This is a genomic window from Salinivibrio sp. YCSC6 (genome assembly GCF_004916735.1).
GTDB classification, from domain to species: Bacteria; Pseudomonadota; Gammaproteobacteria; order Enterobacterales; family Vibrionaceae; genus Salinivibrio; species Salinivibrio proteolyticus.
On sequence record NZ_CP039516.1, the window covers coordinates 2,537,058 to 2,559,247 of the forward strand.

At 51.9% G+C, this 22,190-nt stretch carries 25 protein-coding genes and 1 pseudogene; 16 read left to right on the forward strand and 10 right to left on the reverse strand.

From position 1 onward, the window contains the following. Positions 1-3 precede the first annotated feature (3 nt). Genes mlaD through mlaF form a run of 3 tightly spaced genes read right to left on the reverse strand, consistent with a single transcriptional unit; the run spans position 4 to position 2,062 of the window. Positions 4-483 carry an outer membrane lipid asymmetry maintenance protein MlaD gene (gene mlaD / locus E8E00_RS11740; protein ID WP_069588113.1) on the reverse strand — a complete coding sequence of 160 codons (480 nt, stop codon included), beginning with the start codon at positions 481-483 and terminating at the stop codon, positions 4-6. A 2-nt stretch (positions 484-485) separates the two neighbouring features. Beyond that, on the reverse strand, positions 486-1,265 hold the full coding sequence (mlaE, locus tag E8E00_RS11745) for a lipid asymmetry maintenance ABC transporter permease subunit MlaE (protein WP_175418646.1): 780 nt from the start codon (positions 1,263-1,265) through the stop codon (positions 486-488). Further along, positions 1,265-2,062 carry a phospholipid ABC transporter ATP-binding protein MlaF gene (gene mlaF / locus E8E00_RS11750; protein WP_077456374.1) on the reverse strand — a complete coding sequence of 266 codons (798 nt, stop codon included), beginning with the start codon at positions 2,060-2,062 and terminating at the stop codon, positions 1,265-1,267. Before mlaF ends, mlaE begins: the two co-directional genes overlap by 1 nt. 315 nt (positions 2,063-2,377) lie before the next feature. Between mlaF and E8E00_RS11755 the strand changes: the two genes are divergently transcribed. From E8E00_RS11755 to mgtE, 12 genes are all read left to right on the forward strand, one after another. Further along, positions 2,378-3,340 carry a calcium/sodium antiporter gene (locus tag E8E00_RS11755; RefSeq protein WP_069588117.1) on the forward strand — a complete coding sequence of 321 codons (963 nt, stop codon included), beginning with the start codon at positions 2,378-2,380 and terminating at the stop codon, positions 3,338-3,340. Positions 3,341-3,351: 11 nt separating this feature from the next. Further along, complete coding sequence (locus E8E00_RS11760) at positions 3,352-4,320, forward strand: KpsF/GutQ family sugar-phosphate isomerase (protein WP_069588204.1); 969 nt, start codon at positions 3,352-3,354, stop codon at positions 4,318-4,320. Then, positions 4,320-4,880, forward strand: a complete 561-nt coding sequence (gene kdsC / locus E8E00_RS11765) for a 3-deoxy-manno-octulosonate-8-phosphatase KdsC (protein WP_096630714.1) — start codon at positions 4,320-4,322, stop codon at positions 4,878-4,880. The genes E8E00_RS11760 and kdsC overlap by 1 nt, the downstream gene beginning before the upstream one ends. Continuing rightward, positions 4,877-5,440 (forward strand): LPS export ABC transporter periplasmic protein LptC, encoded by a 564-nt coding sequence (gene lptC, locus E8E00_RS11770; RefSeq protein ID WP_096630711.1) that lies wholly within the window; start codon positions 4,877-4,879, stop codon positions 5,438-5,440. Before kdsC ends, lptC begins: the two co-directional genes overlap by 4 nt. Then, positions 5,421-5,939, forward strand: coding sequence for a lipopolysaccharide transport periplasmic protein LptA (lptA, locus tag E8E00_RS11775; protein WP_077662373.1), 519 nt, complete (start codon positions 5,421-5,423; stop codon positions 5,937-5,939). The genes lptC and lptA overlap by 20 nt, the downstream gene beginning before the upstream one ends. An 8-nt stretch (positions 5,940-5,947) precedes the next feature. Next, on the forward strand, positions 5,948-6,673 hold the full coding sequence (lptB, locus tag E8E00_RS11780; RefSeq protein WP_069588123.1) for an LPS export ABC transporter ATP-binding protein: 726 nt from the start codon (positions 5,948-5,950) through the stop codon (positions 6,671-6,673). Between the two features lie 125 nt (positions 6,674-6,798). Beyond that, entirely contained in the window at positions 6,799-8,256 is a 1,458-nt protein-coding gene (locus E8E00_RS11785; RefSeq protein ID WP_096630708.1) for an RNA polymerase factor sigma-54, read from the forward strand. Between the two features lie 25 nt (positions 8,257-8,281). Beyond that, positions 8,282-8,569 carry a ribosome hibernation promoting factor gene (gene hpf / locus E8E00_RS11790; RefSeq protein WP_069588127.1) on the forward strand — a complete coding sequence of 96 codons (288 nt, stop codon included), beginning with the start codon at positions 8,282-8,284 and terminating at the stop codon, positions 8,567-8,569. Positions 8,570-8,572: 3 nt separating this feature from the next. Continuing rightward, the gene (gene ptsN / locus E8E00_RS11795; protein WP_069588129.1) at positions 8,573-9,016 is read left to right on the forward strand and encodes a PTS IIA-like nitrogen regulatory protein PtsN; all 444 of its coding nucleotides are present in this window, start codon (positions 8,573-8,575) and stop codon (positions 9,014-9,016) included. Between the two features lie 26 nt (positions 9,017-9,042). Next, the gene (rapZ, locus tag E8E00_RS11800; protein WP_069588131.1) at positions 9,043-9,894 is read left to right on the forward strand and encodes an RNase adapter RapZ; all 852 of its coding nucleotides are present in this window, start codon (positions 9,043-9,045) and stop codon (positions 9,892-9,894) included. Then, positions 9,891-10,166, forward strand: a complete 276-nt coding sequence (locus E8E00_RS11805) for an HPr family phosphocarrier protein (protein WP_069588134.1) — start codon at positions 9,891-9,893, stop codon at positions 10,164-10,166. The genes rapZ and E8E00_RS11805 overlap by 4 nt, the downstream gene beginning before the upstream one ends. Positions 10,167-10,287: 121 nt before the next feature. Next, positions 10,288-11,655 (forward strand): magnesium transporter, encoded by a 1,368-nt coding sequence (gene mgtE / locus E8E00_RS11810; RefSeq protein ID WP_069588135.1) that lies wholly within the window; start codon positions 10,288-10,290, stop codon positions 11,653-11,655. Positions 11,656-11,724: 69 nt separating this feature from the next. On the opposite strand, the pseudogene rpoD reads toward mgtE, so the two are convergent. The 4 genes and pseudogenes from rpoD to rpsU form a co-directional block, all read right to left on the reverse strand. After that, positions 11,725-13,584: pseudogene (gene rpoD / locus E8E00_RS11815) on the reverse strand (RNA polymerase sigma factor RpoD); the annotation flags it as partial. An 81-nt stretch (positions 13,585-13,665) separates the two neighbouring features. Next, a complete protein-coding gene (dnaG, locus tag E8E00_RS11820) occupies positions 13,666-15,417 on the reverse strand; it encodes a DNA primase (protein WP_096630706.1) in 1,752 nt (583 codons plus the stop codon). 83 nt (positions 15,418-15,500) lie between these two features. Then, entirely contained in the window at positions 15,501-15,944 is a 444-nt protein-coding gene (locus tag E8E00_RS11825) for a GatB/YqeY domain-containing protein (RefSeq protein ID WP_069588140.1), read from the reverse strand. Positions 15,945-15,967: 23 nt separating this feature from the next. Beyond that, a complete protein-coding gene (gene rpsU / locus E8E00_RS11830; RefSeq protein WP_069588141.1) occupies positions 15,968-16,183 on the reverse strand; it encodes a 30S ribosomal protein S21 in 216 nt (71 codons plus the stop codon). 249 nt (positions 16,184-16,432) lie between these two features. Between rpsU and tsaD the strand changes: the two genes are divergently transcribed. Next, entirely contained in the window at positions 16,433-17,452 is a 1,020-nt protein-coding gene (gene tsaD / locus E8E00_RS11835) for a tRNA (adenosine(37)-N6)-threonylcarbamoyltransferase complex transferase subunit TsaD (protein WP_069588143.1), read from the forward strand. 38 nt (positions 17,453-17,490) lie between these two features. Here tsaD and plsY read toward each other — a convergent pair whose 3' ends face one another. Next, the gene (gene plsY / locus E8E00_RS11840) at positions 17,491-18,090 is read right to left on the reverse strand and encodes a glycerol-3-phosphate 1-O-acyltransferase PlsY (protein ID WP_069588145.1); all 600 of its coding nucleotides are present in this window, start codon (positions 18,088-18,090) and stop codon (positions 17,491-17,493) included. Between the two features lie 170 nt (positions 18,091-18,260). Between plsY and folB the strand changes: the two genes are divergently transcribed. Genes folB through E8E00_RS11855 form a run of 3 tightly spaced genes read left to right on the forward strand, consistent with a single transcriptional unit; the run spans position 18,261 to position 19,914 of the window. Further along, the gene (gene folB / locus E8E00_RS11845; protein ID WP_069588147.1) at positions 18,261-18,614 is read left to right on the forward strand and encodes a dihydroneopterin aldolase; all 354 of its coding nucleotides are present in this window, start codon (positions 18,261-18,263) and stop codon (positions 18,612-18,614) included. Continuing rightward, positions 18,611-19,105, forward strand: a complete 495-nt coding sequence (folK, locus tag E8E00_RS11850) for a 2-amino-4-hydroxy-6-hydroxymethyldihydropteridine diphosphokinase (RefSeq protein ID WP_077456352.1) — start codon at positions 18,611-18,613, stop codon at positions 19,103-19,105. The genes folB and folK overlap by 4 nt, the downstream gene beginning before the upstream one ends. A gap of 8 nt (positions 19,106-19,113) precedes the next feature. Then, complete coding sequence (locus E8E00_RS11855) at positions 19,114-19,914, forward strand: undecaprenyl-diphosphate phosphatase (RefSeq protein ID WP_077479466.1); 801 nt, start codon at positions 19,114-19,116, stop codon at positions 19,912-19,914. 6 nt (positions 19,915-19,920) lie between these two features. On the opposite strand, the gene E8E00_RS11860 is transcribed toward E8E00_RS11855, so the two are convergent. Together E8E00_RS11860 and pmbA are read right to left on the reverse strand one after the other, a co-directional pair. Continuing rightward, positions 19,921-20,754: a hypothetical protein gene (locus E8E00_RS11860; RefSeq protein ID WP_077479467.1), complete on the reverse strand. Its 834-nt coding sequence runs from the start codon at positions 20,752-20,754 to the stop codon at positions 19,921-19,923. 94 nt (positions 20,755-20,848) lie between these two features. Beyond that, positions 20,849-22,189, reverse strand: a complete 1,341-nt coding sequence (pmbA, locus tag E8E00_RS11865; protein WP_069588153.1) for a metalloprotease PmbA — start codon at positions 22,187-22,189, stop codon at positions 20,849-20,851. Between the last annotated feature and the right edge of the window lies 1 nt (position 22,190).

Sequence of the window (22,190 nt, forward strand, 5' to 3'; positions counted from 1 at the left end):
TGATTACTCCTTATCGCCCACGCTATACAAGAACTGTCCAATCAAGTCCTCGAGTACCAACGCAGATTTGGTGTCTTCTAACTTACCGCCGTCTTCAAGGTAGCCAATGCCCAATGCTTCATCGACAAACCCAGGCGTAATACCAATGTACTGCTCACCGAGTAAGCCTGCGGTGTAAATCGACGCTGAGCTCGACTCAGGGAAATATCCCGCACTGCTGTTAATCTGTAGGGTGACTTTTGGCACATAGGTTTCTGCATCCAGCGAGATAGCCGTCACCTGCCCCACGGTCACGCCCCCGACTTTGACCGGTGAGCGCACTTTCAGGCCACCAATATTGTCAAATTCTGCGGTTAAGGTGTAGGTATCCGCTCGTCCCCAACGTTGAACATCCGCTACCTGGAACGCCAACACCAATAATGCTGCAATCCCTGCGATGACAAAGCAGCCTACCCAAAATTCTGTTTTTCGACTCTGTTGCATGATTAATTCCCAAACATGAGTGCAGTAAGGACAAAGTCAAGGCCAAGTACGGCCAATGAAGAGTGCACCACAGTGCGTGTGGTGGCGCGGCTGATACCTTCCGAGGTCGGCGTGGCATCGTAACCGTTAAACAGGGCAATCCAAGTCACTGCGATAGCAAATACCACACTTTTGATCAGTGCGTTGCCAACGTCATAACCCAAATCGACCGATGCTTGCATCACAGACCAGAAACTACCGTGGTCGATGCCTTTCCAGTCTACCCCGACGAGCTCACCGCCCCAGATACCCACCAGCATAAAGATCACCGCCAACAACGGCATCGCAATCACACCGGCCCAGAAGCGCGGTGCGATCACGCGGCGAAGCGGGTCAACCGCCATCATCTCTAAGCTGGATAGCTGCTCGGTGGCTTTCATCAGACCAATTTCCGCGGTCAGCGCTGAGCCAGCCCGTCCGGCAAACAGCAGTGCCGTTACTACCGGACCTAATTCGCGTAACAGCGACAAGGCGACCATTTGTCCAAGGCTGGTTTCCGCACCAAAGTCGGACAACACTAAATAGCCTTGCAAACTCAACACCATGCCAATGAATAGGCCAGATACGATGATGATCGCCAATGAGCGAACGCCCACCGAGTAAAGCTGTTTAATCAAGAGCGGAAAAGTCTTGCTCGGCTGTGGTTTGCCCACCAGCGCGCCGGTCATCACAAAGGTGGCGCGTCCCATCGACTCGGCCACGCCCATCGCGCGGCGACCCACATCCGCAATCTGCGTTTTTATCACCGGTAAATCTCCTGCTCTAGCTGACCCGCAGGATAGCGGAATGGTACAGGGCCATCTGCGTGCCCTTCGAGGAATTGTTTGACCCAAGGATCTTGATTATCACGCAGCGATTGCGGGGTGCCACTGGCGATGATCCGGCTGTCTGCCAACAGATAGACCTTGTCCGCGATGCTCATCACTTCAGGCACATCGTGGGACACCACCACGCAGGTCAGGCCCAAGGCTTGGTTAAGCTGACGAATCAAGGTGACCAAGACTCCCATGGTAATAGGGTCCTGCCCCACAAACGGCTCATCAAACAAAATCAGTTCTGGGTCGAGGGCAATGGCACGCGCCAGTGCGGCACGGCGGGCCATCCCCCCAGAGAGATCACTGGGCATTAACGCGGCCGCCCCGCGAAGTCCTACCGCCTCAAGCTTCAACATCACAATGGTATGAATGAGGGATTCATCCAACTGCGTGTGCTCACGCAAGGGAAAGGCCACATTGTCAAACACCGACATATCGGTGAACAAGGCGCCAGATTGAAACAACATGCTCATCCGTTGGCGCACATCAAATAAACGACGACGCCCTAAGGTGGGAATATTGTGGCCATCAAAAACAATGTCGCCGGCATCAGGCTTTAGCTGGCCAGCAATCAAACGTAATAGGGTTGTTTTACCGATGCCAGATGGTCCCATGATGGCGGTCACCTGACCACGCGGCACCTGCAAATCAATATGATCGAAAATGCACCGGCTGCCCCGTGAGAATGTCATCCCGTTAATATCTATCAGGCTCTGTGCTGCCATTGCCGCATTCTCATGGTTAGATAGGATAAAAATTAAGTGGCTGATAATAAGGCGTCCCCTATGCTAACACAAGCAACGCCCGCTCCCTGCCTGATAGGACGTGATATAGCCCTGATAATGGCAGTATAGCCATTCACCCGCTCAGCGAGGAAGAATGGCCTATATGGACCGAAAAAGTGCCAACGAGTTCCCGTTCATGAATGAAAAGCGACGCATTCACGGCGATGGTGGGGGCTTTTCGCTTCACATTTGCCACGTTAGCCGTCAGAATTGCACCTCATTTACGCCAATTAAAAAACGCAAAGGACAGGTGTCATGGTAGAAGCGGTTGCCATACTTATTGTGGGATTAGTGTTACTGGTTTGGAGTGCTGACCGACTCGTGTTCGGTGCGGCCGCGATCGCGAAAAACTACGGCGTCTCTCCTCTTGTGATCGGCATGACGATTCTGGCCATGGGCTCTTCCGCGCCTGAAATGATGGTATCGGCCAATGCCGCGCTCGCGGATAAAACCGACACCGCAGTGGGGAATGTTTTAGGGTCAAACATTGCCAACATTGCCCTCATTCTTGGCTTTACCGCCCTGATTAAGCCTTTGTCGATTAGCTCTATCATTTTGCGCCGCGAACTACCATTAATGTTGGCGGTCACCTTGCTCGCCGGCGCCCTTTTGTGGAACAACCACCTCGGCTTTTTCGAAGGCGTGGGTCTGTTGGTCTTATTCGTGGTGTTTATCCTTGCCATGATCAAAATTGGCAAAGACTCAGGCGGGACCGATCCTATGCTGGCGGATCAGGAATCGGACATTCCGCAAGATGTCAGTAATCTAAAAGCGGTCATGTGGATTTTAATCGGTCTGCCTTTGCTCTTGCTGTCGTCCGATCAAGTGGTCGACTCGGCAGTCACCATTGCCCAATACTTTGGTATGAGCGACTTGGTGATTGGCTTAACCATCATTGCTATCGGCACCAGCCTGCCCGAACTCGCCGCCTCGATTGCCGGCGTGATGAAAGGGGAAGACGATCTCGCTGTCGGCAATATTATCGGCTCGAACGTGTTTAATATCTTGGCGGTGATGGGGATCCCAGGCTTGCTCAACCCATCACCAATCAGTGAATTTGCAATGGGGCGGGATTACTACATCATGCTCGTTCTCTCTGTGATGCTACTTATCTTCGCATTAGGCAAATCACGCAGTATCAATCGCATTGAAGGGTCGATCTTTTTGATGTGTTATATCGCCTATCAAGGCTATCTCTTTGTTAACGCTGCCGCATAACGGACATGGTGATGAGTGAATTTGATTTTCGTCGCGCAGGGCTTGATGTGCTTACCATTGAGCAAGATGCGATTGCACAACTCAAAACGGCGATTGACGAGCATTTTGATGCCGCCTGTCGATTAATCTTGAACGCCACTGGCAAAGTGGTGGTGATGGGAATGGGCAAATCGGGCCATATCGGCCGTAAGATTGCAGCCACCCTTGCAAGCACAGGAACCCCTGCGTTTTTCGTCCATCCGGGTGAGGCAAGTCACGGTGACCTCGGGATGATCAATCAAGGCGACGTGGTGTTAGCCATTTCCAACTCGGGCGAAGCCGGTGAAATTCTTACCTTACTGCCGGTGATTAAACGTCTCGGGATCCCGTTAGTCTGTATGACGGGCAACCCCGACTCGAGTATGGGGCAACTCGCCAAGGTCCATCTCAATATTCACGTCCCCAAAGAGGCGTGCCCCCTTAAGCTTGCGCCTACATCGAGCACCACAGCCACCTTGGTGATGGGCGACGCGCTCGCCATGGCACTGATGCAAGCAAAAGGTTTTACCGCCGATGACTTTGCCCTGTCTCATCCGGGCGGCGCATTAGGACGCAAACTACTATTACGTATTAGCGATCTGATGCATCAAGGCGAGCGTTTACCCGTGGTGCCAGACAATGCCACCGTGCGCGATGCGTTACTGGAAGTGTCCGAAAAAGGCCTCGGAATGACCGCCGTGGTCGATGCAGAGCAACAGTTAGCCGGTGTCTTTACCGATGGCGATCTACGCCGCTTACTCGATCAACGCATTGATTTACACACCACCGCCATTGGCGAGGTGATGTCCGCCAACCCGATCACCATTGAACCGGAACTGCTGGCGGCAGAAGGACTCAAACTCATGGAGGAGCGTAAAATTAACGGGCTGCTGGTAGCGAAAAATGGCCAGCTTCTTGGCGCCCTCAACATGCATGACCTTTTGAAAGCCGGAGTAATGTAATGTCCGCACCTGTGACTGACACCTTATATGGCCCTGTTGCCACCACCCTGTTCGAACGCGCGGCGACGATCCAGCTACTGATTTGCGATGTCGATGGCGTTTTCTCCGATGGTCGCGTGTATATGGGCAATCAAGGCGAGGAGCTGAAGGCCTTTCACACCCGTGACGGGTACGGCATCAAAGCCTTGATGAACGCGGGCATTGAGGTCGCAGTGATCACAGGTCGACAGTCTAAGATTGTCGAAAATAGAATGAACGCCTTAGGGGTCCGTCATGTCTATCAAGGACAAAGTGACAAGCTAGCTGCGTACGACGATCTTTGTCAGCAATGCAACGTTGACCCTGAGCACACCGCGTATATCGGTGATGACTTGATTGATTGGCCCGTCATGGCAAAAGTCGGCCTCGCGGTCTGTGTGGCAGACGGTCACCCGCTATTACAACGACGCGCCGATCTGGTGACCCAAATTCGTGGTGGGTTCGGCGCAGTCCGTGAAGTCTGCGATCTGATCCTCGAGGCTCGAGGCGAGCTCGATCAGCATAAGGGCTTAAGCGTATGATGCAGCGGCTCAGCATGCTGGTGCTGATAGTACTGTGTGCCCTAACCGGCTATTATCTGCTTTCTCAACATGTCTGGGAGCGTACAGTACAAGTGGAGCCGGACGCAGAAAAGCCTCTGTTTACCGGTGAACAAATTAAAACCGTGCAATACAACGCCGATGGGATACGCAGCTATACCGTTGACGCTGAGCACTTAGAGCACTACGCCAATATTGATGAAACCCACTTTAACGAGCCTGTCTTGTGGACCTATCATAATGGCAAAGACGAAGAGTGGCGCATCAGTGCAAACTATGCGGTGCTGTCTGATAAGCACATATTGACGATGACAGGCAAAGTGCGAATTTTTAACTTGCTACCGAACGCGCAAATTCATTCGGTAGCCACCGAAACCGTGACGTTGGACCTGACCACGCGAGACTTTTGGTCCGACCGTCCCACCACCATCACTGGCGTTGGCTTTCAAACCGAAGGACAACGCGTGAAAGGGAACTTCGGTAACCACCAGATGGAACTGTTAAACGATGTTAAAGGCCGATATGAAACGACCCCTCGTTAAAGCACTGGCAGGTGCCATGTTGCTGTTTTCGCACTACTCATTAGCATTGAGTAGCGACACAGAGCAGCCTATTTATATTCAATCTGAGAGCCAGCATTTGGACATGGCCACCAACACGGTGACTTTTACCCAAGATGTTGTGCTGACCCAAGGTAGCATTAAAATTCTGGCCGACAAGCTGGTCGTGATCCGCCCTCAAGGCCAAGAAGGCGATGAAACCATTGAAGCGTTCGGTAAACCCGCAACCTTCGAGCAGACCATGGATGATGGTAAAAAGCTGCACGGTGAAGCCTATAAGTTGCGCTATGAAGTGGGCAACGAGTTTTTGAAAATGTCGACCAATGCCATGCTGGAACAGGCGGGTAATCAAGTCGAAGGCAATGTGATCACCTATCAAATTGATAAGCAGCAATTGGTCGCAGAAAGTGACAGCAATAAGCGAGTCACAACCATCTTGCAGCCGACCACCAAAAGCCCATCTGAGTCAGAATCGCAATAAGAGGCCCTATGGCAACGTTAAAAGCGGCCAATTTGGCGAAAAGTTATAAAGGACGAAAAGTCGTCGCCGATGTCAGTCTGGAAGTAAAATCCGGCGAGATCGTCGGGCTACTCGGCCCAAATGGTGCAGGTAAAACCACATCGTTTTACATGATCGTCGGTCTTGTCGCTCGCGACGAAGGGGCAATTTTTATCGACGATCAAGACATTAGCATTCAGCCGATGCATAACCGTTCACGTCTTGGCATCGGTTATTTGCCGCAAGAGGCCTCGATTTTTCGCAAGCTCACCGTCTACGACAATTTGATGGCGGTACTGCAAACGCGAAAATCCCTCACCAAAGAGGAGCGTCAAGATAAAGCCGAAGATTTGTTGGATGAATTTAATATTCAGCATATCCGCGATAGTCTTGGCATGGCGCTGTCAGGGGGCGAACGACGCCGTGTCGAAATTGCACGAGCCCTCGCCGCTAACCCGAAATTTATTTTACTTGATGAGCCGTTTGCAGGCGTCGATCCGATCTCCGTGATCGACATTAAAAAGATCATCGAACACCTACGCGATCGTGGCTTGGGCGTGCTGATCACCGACCACAATGTTCGTGAAACCTTGAGTGTCTGTGAGCATGCTTACATTGTCAGCCAAGGACACTTGATTGCGCACGGCACCCCTGATGAAGTGCTGAATGACGAGCACGTCAAACGTGTCTATCTCGGTGATCAGTTCAAGCTATAGTGGACTCGCTCACGCTAAAATCTGCCAATCACGGCTATAGTTATTAATAGAGCGCTTGCCCTGCATCTCAGAGCAAGCGTTTTTAACCTCATTGGTCGTTGTAAAAGGAAAGGTGTAACGCCCCTATGAAACCCACGCTTCAGCTCAAGCTTGGACAACAACTCGCAATGACACCGCAGCTACAGCAGGCTATTCGCCTGCTGCAGTTGTCGACGCTAGATTTGCAGCAAGAGATCCAAGAAGCGTTGGAAACCAACCCGCTGTTGGAACAAGACGAGGGTCAAGAACAAGAAGCCGCGGAGCGTAACGATAACGACACCACGGAAACCGCCACCGCCAGCGCCGACACGTTAGAAACCTCAGACGCCTTCGAGAAAAACGAAATGCCTGACGAGTTGCCGGTGGATACCACTTGGGATGACGTCTATAGCGCAGGGACAGGCAGTACTGGCATTGCCTCGGGCGGCGACGAGCTTCCCGTGTATCAAGGTGAAACCACCGAAAGCCTTTACGACTACCTAAAATGGCAGCTCGACCTCACCCCCTTCTCGGAGACGGATCAAGCCATTGCCTTGGCGATCATCGATGCGGTGGACGATCAAGGCTACCTGTCAGTCACCACTGATGAGATCTTAGAAAGCTTGGGCAGTGATGAGATTGAGCTTGACGAAGTGGAAGCCGTATTAAAACGTGTTCAACACTTTGATCCATTGGGTGTAGCCTCTCGCTCGCTACAAGAGTGCTTATTGCTCCAATTAGCGACATACAACCCAGAAACGCCCTGGCTGGATGAGGCACGTACCGTGCTCACCCAACATATGGATTTGCTCGCCAACCGCGACTATCGTCAACTGATGCGAGATACCCGTCTAAAAGAGCCGGATCTGAAAGCCGTGATGCAACTGATCCATAGTCTTGAGCCACGTCCGGGTAACCTGATCGTGACTAACGAAGCGGAGTACGTGGTCCCCGATGTCTCCGTGTTTAAGCACCACGGCAAATGGGTGGTTCAAATCAACCCAGATAGCGTTCCTAAGCTTAAGGTCAATGAGCAATATGCCGCTTATGGTCGTAACGGCTGTAGCCCGTCAGACAGTCAGTTTATTCGCTCCCATTTGCAAGAAGCCAAGTGGCTGATTAAAAGCCTCGAAAGCCGCAATGAGACCCTATTGAAGGTGGCCCGCTGTATTGTCGAACATCAACAAGATTTCTTTGAGTATGGCGAAGAAGCCATGAAACCCATGGTACTTAACGACATCGCCATGGACGTCGACATGCACGAGTCGACCATCTCTCGTGTCACCACCCAAAAATTTATGCATACGCCACGCGGTATTTTTGAGTTGAAGTACTTCTTCTCAAGCCACGTGAGCACGGACAATGGCGGCGAATGCTCTTCGACAGCCATTCGTGCCCTGATCAAAAAGTTGGTGGCAGCGGAGCCTGCCAACAAGCCCCTCAGTGATAGCAAAATTGCCGCCTTGTTAGCTGAGCAAGGCATCAAAGTTGCACGACGGACCATCGCTAAGTATCGGGAGTCGCTCGGTATTGCGCCGTCAAACCAGCGCAAGCGCCTGCTTTAGGCGCCTCAACAGAAGGAAGATGTGTATGCAAATCAACCTGACCGGACATCATGTCGAAATCACGCCACCAATACGCGAGTATGTGGATACAAAGTTTGCTAAACTCGAGCGCTTTTTCGAGCACATTAATAATGTCCACGTTGTGTTGACGGTCCAAAAGCTCGACCAAATTGCTGAAGCGACGCTCCATGTCAACAATGGAGAGATTCATGCTAAAGCGCAGTCGCAAGATATGTATGCGGCCATTGATGGGTTGACCGACAAGTTGGTCAAGCAATTGAGTAAACACAAAGAGAAGCTCAAACAGCATTAAGCTATGGAACTTAAAGACGTACTCACAGTGGACTGCACGCGCAGTGCCGTCCACTGTTCCAGCAAGAAACGCGCCCTTGAAATCATTAGCCAAGTGGCTGCGGACAAGTTGGGGATCAACGCGCAACAATTGTTTGAATGCATGCTAAGTCGTGAAAAGCTGGGCACCACAGGTATCGGCTCAGGGATTGCCATTCCACACGGCCGTATTACGGACAGTGATCATGCCATTGGCGTGCTGTTGCAATGTGCAGAGCCGATTGAGTTCGACGCTATCGACAAGCGCCCCGTTGATTTGCTCTTCGCGCTACTCGTTCCGGACGAACAGTGTAAATACCACCTCCAAACCCTCTCGGCCATCGCCGAAAAGCTCAATGATAAACAGCTATGCCGACAGCTTCGCAATGCAGACTCGGACCAAGAGCTGTACAATATCATGACTCAATAACGAGTAAGGGCTGACGGGAGTCTATTATGATGCTGAAAATTGTCAGTGGCCGTTCGGGGTCAGGCAAGTCTGTGGCGTTGCGGGTGCTCGAAGATCTCGGGTATTACTGCGTTGATAATCTCCCTGTGAATCTGTTGCGCGACTTCGTCACGTCGCAAGAAGATGCCGAAGCCAAAATTGCGGTCAGCTTGGACATTCGCAACCTGCCTAACGCGAATGAGCCTATTGCTGACACCCTGGCCGCGTTGCGGGAAGTGTGCGATGTCACCTTGTACTACCTGGATGCAGATGACAAGGATCTGATTAAACGCTTTAGTGAAACACGCCGCTTGCATCCCCTGTCGCGCCAAAACCTGTCTCTTGAGCAAGCCATTCAAGCCGAAAAGCAACAAATGGCGCCCATCAAAGAACATGCCGACCGCGTGATTAATACCACGGGGCTGTCGATTCACGACTTAAGTGAGTCGGTGCGCTCACTGGTATTGGGCCGCGCCAGTGGCGATTTGGTGATGGTGTTTGAATCGTTCGGTTTTAAGCATGGCTTACCCGCCGATGCCGACTATGTGTTTGATGTTCGCTTTTTGCCCAACCCGCATTGGGAGCCGACCCTGCGCCCTCATACCGGCTTAGAAAAGCCCGTACGCATGTTCCTCGCCGCGCAACCCGATGTCGCAATGGTGATTGCACAAATCAAAGGCTTTCTTGAATCTTGGCTGCCCGCATTGAAAAACAATAATCGTAGTTATGTTACCGTTGCTATTGGATGCACGGGCGGTAAACACCGCTCTGTGTATATAGCGCAATATCTGGCTGACTATTTCACGGAGCTCGGCGAAAAAGTGCAAATTCGCCATCGCACCTTGGAGCAATCGTCATGACCACCCTGCACACGGATGTGTGTGTGCGTAACCGACTGGGCTTACATGCGCGGGCCGCGATGAAGCTGGTTGAGCTGATCCAAGCCTATGACGCCACCATTGAGCTGCAAAGTGGCGATAAGCGCGCCACGGCCGATAGTGTGATGGCAATGCTGATGCTGGAATCGGCTCAAGGACAAACCATCACTCTCACCGCCACGGGTCCACAAGCCGAACCGGCTTTAAACGCGGTAAAAGCGCTGTTCGATGCCGGATTTGACGAAGAAAGTTAACCGCCCACTGCGCTGAACAGCACGCAATTCCTTTCTTATACTGACACGCAACCCATTTGTCATGCGACAGACTCCCCTGATTGCGTTAGAATTTCAGACATTGCAATGGGGGATGTTGCCTATGGCAGAAACGACAGAACAAGAACAAAGCAATCAAACCCACCAACGGCTACAAGAAGTTAGCCAACTGCTGGAACAAGGCATGTTTGTCCGCGTGCGCCGCATGTTGGAAGACATGGAGCCGGAAGACATCGCCCACCTTCTTGAGGCCTCGCCGCCCAAAGGCCGTTTAGTTCTCTGGCAACTGACGGATCCCGAAGACCAAGGTGAAATCCTCGATGAGCTGTCTGAGGATGTGAAAGACGGCATCATGGTGCGTATGGCGCCTGAGCAACTTGCCGCCGCCACCGAGGGGATGGAAACCGACGACGTCGCTTATCTACTGCGTAGTTTGCCTCAAGACGTCTCACAAGATGTGCTGGCGGAGATGGACGCACAAGACCGCGCGCGCATCCAGCAAGCGCTCTCCTACCCGGAGGACTCTGCGGGCGGGATGATGAACACCGACGTGGTCACGATTCGGGGCGACGTCACTGTGGATGTCGTGCTGCGTTATCTGCGCATGCGAGGCGAGCTACCCGATACCACAGATGCGCTTTATGTGATTGATCCGAATGGCCGACTGATTGGCAATCTACCCATTGCCGCCTTGTTAGTTAACCAACCGGATACCGAAGTGGTCGACATTATGGACGATCCGGATGAAGCCATTAGCGTGACCATGGACGATGGTGATGTGGCAAGCCTCTTTGAGCGTCGTAACTGGGTTTCAGCCCCCGTCGTCGACCAACAAAATCACCTTGTCGGCCGTATTACCATCGATGATGTGGTCGATATTATTCGTGAAGATGCCGAGCACTCGATGATGGGCTTGGCCGGTCTGGACGATGAGGAAGACACCTTTGCGCCCGCCTTTAAAAGTGCGCGTCGTCGCAGCATCTGGCTGGGGATCAATGTGCTCGCGGCACTGACCGCAGCCTCCGTGTCGAACATGTTTGAAGGCACGCTTGATAAGATGGCAGCGATTGCGGTGTTGATGACCATCGTCCCTTCGATGGGCGGTGTAGCTGGGAATCAAACCGTTGCCTTGGTCATTCGCGGGTTAGCCGTGGGTCACATTGGTGACTCCAACACACGCTGGCTGCTCGCCAAAGAAGCCACCGTCGGACTGATCAATGGCTTGGTATGGTCGATGATTATTGGCGGCGTCGTAGTGCTATGGAAAGGGAATCTTGAGCTTGGGCTGATCATTGCCGGTGCGATGATGATGAATTTATTTATCGCTGGGATTGCTGGGGTCGCTATCCCGACTCTGTTAAAAAAATACAATATTGATCCGGCACTGGCCGGTGGCATGGCATTAACTACCGTTACTGATGTGGTTGGACTCCTTGCCTTTCTTGGCCTTGCCACCCTGTTTATTACCTAATCTGACCGCGATTAAAAAAGGCGAGCCATTGGCTCGCCTTTTTATTGGGCAATGCAAAACGCTTACCGCTTACTCGTCCAAGAAGCTACGTAATGTCTCTGAACGGCTTGGGTGACGCAGCTTACGCAGTGCTTTCGCTTCAATCTGACGAATACGCTCACGCGTAACATCAAACTGCTTACCGACTTCTTCCAACGTGTGGTCGGTATTCATATCGATACCAAAGCGCATACGTAGCACTTTTGCCTCACGCGGTGTCAGACCGGCCAATACGTCATTGGTCGCCATTTTCAGGTTGTTAGACGTCGCTGAGTCCATCGGTAGCTCAAGGGTGGTATCTTCAATGAAATCGCCCAGATGTGAATCTTCATCATCACCGATAGGGGTTTCCATTGAGATTGGCTCTTTCGCAATCTTGAGGACTTTGCGGATTTTATCTTCCGGCATCATCATGCGCTCCGCCAACTCTTCAGGCAGTGGCTCACGGCCCATTTCCTGGAGCATTTGACGCGAGATGCGGTTAAGCTTGTTGATGGTCTCAATCATGTGCACCGGAATACGAATCGTCCGGGCTTGGTCTGCAATCGAGCGAGTAATCGCCTGACGGATCCACCAAGTCGCATAGGTTGAGAACTTATAACCACGGCGATATTCAAATTTATCCACCGCTTTCATCAAGCCAATGTTACCTTCTTGAATCAAATCCAAGAATTGTAAGCCACGGTTGGTGTATTTCTTAGCAATCGAAATAACCAGACGTAAGTTGGCTTCCACCATCTCTTTCTTCGCGCGACGTGCTTTCGCTTCACCGATAGACATGCGACGGCTAATGTCTTTGATACGCTCAACAGACAGGCCCGTCTCTTCTTCGATGATTTTTAATTTCTGCACACAACGACGCAGATCTTCTTCGTAACGCGCCACACGCTCTGCATACGGCTTACCGGATGATAGCGCTTCATCAATCCATGCATCGGATGATTCGTTACCGGCAAACAATTGCACAAAGGTTTTCTTCGGCATTTTGGCCTGATCGACACACAGACGCATTACCAAGCGTTCTTGGGTACGCACTTTGTCCATGGTCTGGCGCATTTCGTTAACCAGACGATCAAACTGCTTAGGCACCAAGCGGAACTGCTTGAAGGTTTCCGACAGCTCTTCGATAGACGCTTTAGTGCGGTCATCGTAACGACCATACTGGTTGATTGCCGCTTCCATATTGGAATACGTACGACGGAGCTCGCTAAACTTCTCGCGTGCAAGCTCAGGATCGATACCGACATCTTCTTCGCTATCACTATCACCATCATCGTCGTCGTCATCAGCGTCGTCGTCATCTTCTTCTGCGAGCTCTTTCTCACTCAGCTCAGAGCCGATGTGGGTGGCGGTCGGGGCCATGTCATCTTGGGTTGGATCAATAAACCCAGAGATGATGTCAGTCAGGCGTAGCTCTTCCGCTTCCACCTTATCGAACTGGTCAAGCAGTGAGGCAATCGAGGCCGGGTATTCCGCCACCGAGCACTGTACTTGGTTAATGCCGTCTTCGATACGCTTGGCGATATCGATCTCGCCCTCACGGGTTAGAAGCTCTACCGTGCCCATTTCACGCATATACATGCGCACAGGATCGGTGGTACGGCCAATTTCACTTTCCACACTGGACAGCGCTGCCGCTGCGGCTTCTACCGCGTCTTCGTCGGCCACGGTCTCAGACATCATCAATTCATCAGCATCGGGCGCGGCTTCTACCACTTGAATGCCCATGTCATTGATCATCTGAATGATGTCTTCTATCTGGTCGGAATCGACAATGTCTTCCGGGAGGTGGTCGTTAACTTCGGCATAGGTCAGATAGCCTTGTTCCTTGCCTTTTGCAACAAGCAACTTTAGCTGTGACTGCGGATTTTGATCCATAGACGATATCCAACTTCGGGTCTGAGTGAAGAATTTAGTATGCGGAAACGCAAACCGCCAATTTTAACAAATGTCGCCTTTGCTGGCTACTTTCTAAACGGACTGGCTCTGTATCAGTAGCATCAGTTCCCGCTTCTCTTCGACTGATAAGCCGACGGTATTTGACTTCGCTTGCAACTTGGCTATTTGTTGTTCGACACACTGGGCGAGTATTTTATCCAGTGAATCGCAAAAAAGTTCTGACGCATTATCATCGTCAATATAAAGATCCCAGCCGGCTAACCGCGCCAGCAAGGCTTCTTGTTTTGTCCCCCGCCAGTGCTCTAGCAACTGACCGGTAGTGATATTGGGGCGCGCTCGACAGATCTCAAGGATCGAATTGAGTAACGCCAAACCGGGCAAATCAATCGACTCCGCTGATGGCAACGGCGGTACTTCTTGGCCCAAGTACGGGTACTGGACCAGCAACGCAATCACCTCACGCATCGGCGTACGCTTAATCTCTGATTGCCCATGTACTTTAACGGGCTGTCCTTGGCGGCGGATCAAGGTCTCTAGCTGATGGTCATCCATGATGCCCAATTTCTGCCCCAGTGTATTACGCAGGTAAAGGCGTAACGTATCTCCGGGCACTTTTTCAATCAAAGGCACCGCCAAGTTCGCCAGCTTGGCTTTGCCTTCTTGGCTGCTGGTGTCGACTTGCTTAAGCAAAGTGGTGAACATAAAGGTGGAGAGGGTTTGTGCCTCATTCAACCGCTGTTCAAACCCTTCTTTGCCCTCTTGGCGGATCATCGAATCCGGATCTTCACCGTCGGGCAAAAACATAAACTTGAGCTGTCTGCCATCCGTCATGTAGGGCAGTGCTTGTTCCATCGCCCGCCATGCCGCTTCTCGGCCTGCCCGATCGCCATCGTAGCAGCAAAGTATAGTACTACTTTGCCGAAACAGGGTTTGCATATGCTCCCCTGTGGTCGATGTCCCCAGCGAGGCCACAGCGTAATCGACGCCAAATTGTGCCAGTGCCACCACATCCATATAGCCTTCAACCACGAGGATACGCTCAGGGTGGCGATAACGTTGCATCACTTCATACAAGCCATACAACTCTCGACCTTTATGAAAGATCGGCGTTTCTGGCGAGTTCAGGTATTTCGGGGTGCCATCCCCTAACACCCGTCCACCAAAGCCAATCACACGGCCTCGGCGATCGCGGATAGGAAACATCACGCGACCACGAAAACGGTCATAACTGCGACCATTGTCGTTTTCAATCAACATGCCGGCGGTGACCAGCTGGCGTTGCTCCGCTTGGCTACGACCAAAACGTCGCTTAATGGTGTCCCAATGATCAGGGACATACCCAATACCAAACTGTTTTACCACTTCACCGGATAAACCACGTTGTTTGAGATAATCCACCGCCACCTGTCCGGCTTCCGTTCGCAGCTCGCTGCTGTAGGTCCGTGCAATGGCTTCCATGGTTTCATAAATCTGACGTTTATCGTCCGTGGGAATGCTGGGGCGTGCTGTCCCGCCATTCGCTTGTTCACGGGGCACGTCTAAACCCAGTGTGTTCGCTAACTCTTCGATCGCATCGGGAAACTCCAATCGATCAAATTCCATCACAAAATCGATGGCATTACCGTGCACACCACATCCGAAGCAGTGGTAAAACTGCTTTTCTTGGCTAACGCTAAATGAAGGCGTTTTTTCGTTATGGAACGGACAACAGGCGCTGTAATTCTTGCCCTTTTTCTTGAGCTTGACCCGTGCGTCTATGATCTCAACAATGTCGAGACGTGAGAGCAAGTCGTCAATGAATGCGCGCGGGATTCTGCCTGCCATAACCTGAAATTTATAGGGAGAGAAGCAAACAAGCCGCGCCGTCCATTACGGAAAGCACGGCTTGTTGTAAGGTCTGGAAAAACTTAGCTTAAATTCGCTTTCACGAGTTGGCTAACTTTTCCCATATCAGCTCGGCCTTGGATTTGAGGTTTTAGCACCCCCATCACCTTGCCCATGTCTTGCATGGAGGCGGCGCCGGTTTTTTCAACGGCAGCTTTTACCAATGCATCGACCTCTGCTTCGCTCAGTGGTTGAGGAAGAAACTCTTCAATCACTGCAATTTCTGCGAGTTCTGCATCGGCAAGGTCATCACGACCGGCTGACTGGTATTGGGCTACAGAATCACGGCGCTGCTTTACGCTTTTTGTCAGCACCGCAAGAATGTCCTCGTCACTCAATGACTGACGGGTATCCACTTCTTGCTGTTTAATGGCTGACATCAGAAGGCGAATCGTACCAAGACGCGTCTTGTCTTTCGCTTTCATCGCCGCTTTTTGGGCATCTTTTAGACGTTCAAGCAATTCCATAGCACCTACCTAATCTGACTAAATTAGTACAGACGTACGCGACGTTGGTTTTCGCGTGCCAACTTCTTCAGGTGACGTTTTTGAGCAGCGGCTTTAGCGCGTTTGCGAACGGTAGTTGGCTTTTCGAAGTGCTCACGACGGCGAACTTCAGAAAGAATACCTGCTTTTTCACAAGAGCGCTTAAAGCGACGCAATGCTACGTCAAATGGTTCGTTTTCACGTACTTTAACTACTGGCATGTGCCTTTCACCTCAGGGGTTATCAGTTATCGCTGGCGAATTATTGGCCAGCCTTGATTAAAAATGGTGCGAAATTCTAATCCGAATAGGGGGGCATTGTAAAGCACATCTGGCGAATTACTTCCAAGCCATGTAAGATTGCGCGCACCGCCAGCCTGTGCTGGCAACGTCTTCTCGCTTCGGTCTTCACGCTCAGCGTGCTCATTTATCCTAAGCGTTCAATCTATCGGCTGTTTTCCTGAGGTTATGATGCGAATTTTAGGCATAGAGACATCGTGTGACGAAACTGGCGTGGCGATCTACGACGATCAACGCGGGCTTTTGTCACATAAACTTTACAGTCAGGTAAAGCTTCATGCCGATTATGGCGGGGTTGTCCCTGAGTTAGCCTCTCGCGATCATGTTAAAAAGACCTTGCCGTTAGTCAAAGCAGCGATGGCAGAGGCACAGCTGACACCCGCGGATATCGATGGCGTGGCCTATACCGCCGGTCCCGGATTAGTCGGTGCCCTGCTGGTCGGTGCCACCATCGGTCGCAGCCTGGCGTACGCATGGCAAGTGCCAGCGGTGGCAGTGCATCATATGGAAGGCCACTTACTTGCACCTATGTTAGAAGATACACCTCCTCCCTTTCCTTTTGTGGCGTTGCTCGTCTCCGGCGGACACACGCTGTTAGTCGAAGTAAAAGGCATTGGCGAATACCGCATTCTTGGTGAGTCGATTGATGACGCAGCCGGTGAAGCGTTTGATAAAACCGCGAAGCTGATGAATCTTGATTATCCCGGTGGCCCCTTACTGTCAAAACTGGCAGAAAACGGCACCCACGGTCGCTTCACCTTCCCGCGTCCGATGACCGATCGCCCCGGTCTCGATTTCAGCTTTTCCGGCTTGAAGACATTTGCCGCGAATACCATTGCTGCCAATGACAATGATCCGCAAACCCGTGCGGATATCGCGTATGCCTTCCAAGACGCAGTGGTGGATACGCTGGCAATCAAGTGTAAGCGAGCGTTAGAGCAATGTGGCATGAATCGATTAGTGGTTGCTGGCGGCGTTAGCGCGAATCGTCATTTACGCGACAAACTCGACACCCTCACGCGCAAACTGGGCGGTGATGTTTTCTATCCACGTCCCGAGTTCTGTACCGATAACGGCGCCATGATTGCCTATGCGGGGATGCAGCGACTCAAAAACGGGGAGCATATGGGACTGGGGGTGAAGGCACAGCCTCGCTGGCCGATTGATACCTTGCCACCCTTGACTAAATGATGCAAAAAAGCAGCCTTGGGCTGCTTTTTTTACGTCCGTTAACGTCGCCAGCGCCTGAGTACAATGGGCTTTTCCTCGCCATCGAGTAGGCGACGAATATTTTCATAGTGACGAAATAAAATCAGGCAAGAAAGCATCGCCACTGGCATCGTAAATTGCGGTTTAATCCACCAAGTGAAAAGCGGTGCCAAAATGGCGGTGACGATAGCACTTAATGACGAATAGCCAGTGATCACCAACACCACTCCCCAAGTCAGCACTAACAAGCCGGTGAGACTGAGTCCTATCGGGGCCATGGCGCCCAGCGCCGTCGCTACACCTTTGCCGCCTCGAAAATGAAAGAACACCGGATAGATGTGCCCAAGACAGGCGGCGATGCCAATCAAGCCAAGCAAAAACGGATTAATCCCGATAAGATAACTGAGCCAAACGGGGATCGTCCCTTTGAGCATGTCGCACACTAAGACCAATGCCGCGGCCGTGCGGCCGCCAAGGCGATACACATTGGTCGCGCCCGGATTTCCAGACCCTTGTTCGCGAGGATCCGGCAGACCATAGGCCCGGCACACCAGCACCGCACTGGAAACAGAGCCGAGCAAATAGGCAGCGATGATGATGGCAATGGCCAGTGCAGTCATGTGAAATTCCTAGAGTTTGTGCTGCATTCGTTGCTATAGTGCGCCCACGATCTTGATTAGACGCAACATGGATCGGAACGCATCGCGCATCCAAGTGTCAATCGATAAGCTCGATAATACGGGCTTTCTTACCACAGTGGTATCCGACCTGTCACGGAGTGTGAAAAAACATGGATTCCGTCTTTATAGAACAACTCGACGTTGTGACCACCATCGGTGTCTACGATTGGGAACAAACCATCCAACAAAAGTTGGTACTTGATATCGAAATGGCGCACGACAATCGTCCCGCCGCCCAAAGTGATGATGTCAGTTTAGCGCTGGATTATGCCAGTGTCAGTGAGGCTGTGATTGCACATGTTCAAGCCAGCCGCTGTGCACTCATCGAGCGTGTCGCCGAAGAGGTCGCCGCGCTAATCCAGTCACAATTTGGCGTCAGCTGGGTAAAAGTGCGTGTGGCCAAACCTGGCGCCGTCGCCCAAGCGCGTAATGTTGGCGTAGTGATAGAGCGAGGCACACGGTGACAAAAGCATTAGTCAGTATTGGCTCAAACATCGATCGCGACCTGCATATTCAAGCCGCGGTTAAGGCGTTACGAGCCTTAGACCCACACTGCCGTTTTTCGCGCATTTTTGAGGCCGAACCCGTCGGCTTTGAAGGGCCGAATTTCTATAACCTTATCGCTGAGCTCGACACGGCACTCGATCTGGAAACCTTTTGGCAAACCATACGCGATATCGAAAGTCGATATGGGCGACAGCGCGACGACGTTAAGTATCGCGATCGTACCTTGGACATCGATTTATTGACCTTTGGCGATCAGTGTCAGTCCAGCGGACCGGCCTTACCGCGCAACGATATTTATAAATTTGCATTCACCCTTTGGCCGCTCGCTGAACTGTGTCCCGATCAAGCAATTCCCGGGGATGGACGAACATTTGCGCAGCTTTGGCAGCAATTTGACCAAGCCCAGCCACTATGGCCTATCGAGACCCCTGCGTATTTGAAGGAATAATCATTACCATGAGCATGTTTGAAGCCTTTTTCCTTGCCCTTATTCAAGGCTTAACCGAGTTTTTGCCCATTTCCAGCTCTGCCCACCTCATTTTGCCATCGCAGATTTTTGGCTGGGCCGACCAAGGCTTAGCCTTCGATGTGGCCGTTCATGTCGGCACACTTGCCGCGGTGATTGGCTATTTCCGCCGTGAAGTTGTGTCACTGTTAGGTGCCTTTTTCGCGTCGTTCACAGGTAAACACAGCCGGGATAGTCAATTGGCTTGGATGATCGTATTGGCGACCATTCCCGCCTGCGTAGCTGGCCTGTTTCTTAAAGATTTAATTGAGCTTTACCTGCGTTCAGCGTGGGTGATTGCCGCTACCACCTTACTATTTGGCGCACTGCTTTGGTGGGCTGACCGCCATGCGCGTCAACAATGCGATGAGTACCAAACCACCCGATCGCGTGCGCTGTTTATCGGGATCGCTCAAGCACTTGCTTTGATCCCAGGTACCTCACGTTCGGGCGCCACCATTACCGCTGCGTTGATGCTAGGCTACACTCGAGAAGCCGCCGCACGGTTCTCGTTTTTGATGTCGATTCCGATCATCACCCTCGCCGGATCGTATCTGGGCTTACAGCTGGCCACCAGCCCAGTGCCGGTTGAGTTTGCCCCCATTGGGGTTGGCGTTTTGGTCTCGTTTGTCAGCGCCTATGCGTGTATTCATGCGTTTTTAAAGCTGGTCACCCGTGTGGGCATGTTACCGTTCGTGATTTACCGCCTGATTTTAGGTGTGGGTCTCATTGCGCTATTGATGAGCCAATAAAACTCGCTAATCCAATGCCATCCGAGGGCAGACCACATTGGCTGCCTTCAGGTGGTACATCTCCACCTCAGGATGGCTAAAAAAGCCCACTTCCCACGGGTTTTTCGCCACAAAACGCTCTCGTATCTCATCAAACATCATCGACGGTTTAGGTACGGTATAAACCTCGCCGCGAATAATGCTGTAGTTCCATTCAATCGCCTGTTCAAAGGTAAAAGTTGCACGGCTATCAATCGCAAAGTAACAGCGGTTGTCGCGTTTTAGCAGCAACGATTTGAAAGTACTGGGAAAGGTGATAAAGAAAATGTCATCCTCAACCGACGATAAAAACGCCATCACCGTCGTATGTGGCTGACTCGGTGCATAGGTCAAAAGCACACCGATTTTATTATCATACTCACTGTCATCCATCGCCGGGACTTGCGATAAAGGTGTGGTGGGTAACGCCACGGTCCGACGCGTATCTAACGGATAAGCATAATCAGGGGCTTGATAAGACTTCACCACGCCCATCCCATAGGCCACCTGATATTCGAGCGCATCAATCATGACCTCAAAGGCGGATGTGGCAATCACCTTGCCCTTAAACGACAAACGATACACCTTAAGGTCGGCGTCATAATCACTCACCCCGGTGCGGTTATCGAGATGTAACGTGACCCATTGACCGTCTTTCAATTGATGCCCTTTGGGAAAGATCGTGCGCAACCGGGTATCACTGAGCGGCTCCACGCCGCAAATCGACACCGCCATACTGCCCATCTTCTCTGGGGTGGAATACGTGCCTAGCACGCCCAATACACGCGCTCCAATCAGATCACGCAACGGCCTTGTGTTCATGCCTCGCTCCCTCGCTGCTCGACTAACAGCTATTAGCATGGCAGTAAACTAAAAAGGGCGCCAATCGGCGCCCTAAGGGAAGAAGTGATGGGTATTATTCGCCAGCCACTTTCATTGCATCAATAATGATTGAGCCGGTTTGAATTTGGCTGCGCGTCTCAATATCTGTGCCGATAGCAACAATATTGGCGAACATCTGGTTTAAATTCCCCGCGATGGTAATGCCGCTGACTGGATATTGGATTTCACCGTTTTCCACCCAAAAACCCGCAGCGCCGCGCGAATAATCGCCAGTGACCGGGTTCACCCCCTGCCCCATTAACTCAGTCACCAACAGACCGGTGCCCAAGGTTTTCAGCATGGCATCAGCATCTTGGCCGGTGTGGCTGACATACCAGTTATGGATACCGCCAGCGTGGCCAGTGGGCTCCATATCGAGCTTGCGAGCCGCGTAGCTGGTCGCTAGATAGGTTTTTAATACCCCTTGTTCCACGATGCGTCTGTCTTGGGTCTTGACCCCTTCGCTATCAAACGGCGAGCTGGCCGACCCTTTAAGTACGTGGGGTAACTCATTGATCGTGAGCCAGTTAGGGAAGATTTGTTCATCCTTTTTATCCAGTAAAAAGGATGATTTGCGGTATAACGCAGAGCCACTGATCGCCATCACCAAATGACCAAACAGGCCGGTCGCCACACTGGCATCAAACATCACGGGGACTTCACACGTAGCCAGACTACGTGGGTCTAAGCGCGCTACCGCGTGTTTTGCCGCTTCGATACCGACTGAGGTTGGGGTCCATAAATCGGCTTTATCGCGCGCAACCGTGTAGCTCATATCGCGCTCCATGCCATTGGCACTTTCCGCGATCACCGAGCAGCTTAGCGCCTGACGGCTGGAGGCATAACTGCCTAGCATGCCGTGGCTATTGCCATACACACGGACTCCGTAATGGCTGTCGTAACTGGCTCCATCACTGAATTTGATCCGCGAGTCATAACCTAACGCGGCTTGTTCCGCCTCAATGGCTAATGCGGCTGCAGCATCGGGCTCTGGCTCGTCAGGGTAAAACAGATCAAGATCGGGATACTCAAAGGCCATTAAGTGTTTTGGTGCTGGGCCACCAAAGGGATCCGGTGAGGTATAGCTGGCAATTTCCAACGCGGCTTCGACCGTTTTGGCAATCGCACGCTCGGACAGATCTGTCGTGGATGCGCTACCTTTACGCTGATCGCAGTAGACAGTCACTCCCAAGGCACCATCGCGATTAAACTCTACGTTCTCCACTTCACCCATGCGTGACGTGACGCTGATCCCTGTGCTTTTGGTGATCGCTACCTCTGCGGCATCACTGCGTTGCGCGGCCATGTCCAACGCACGGCTGACGGCTTGGCGTAGGTGTTGCTCTTGCTCCGCGACCTGCTGTTTTACACTCATA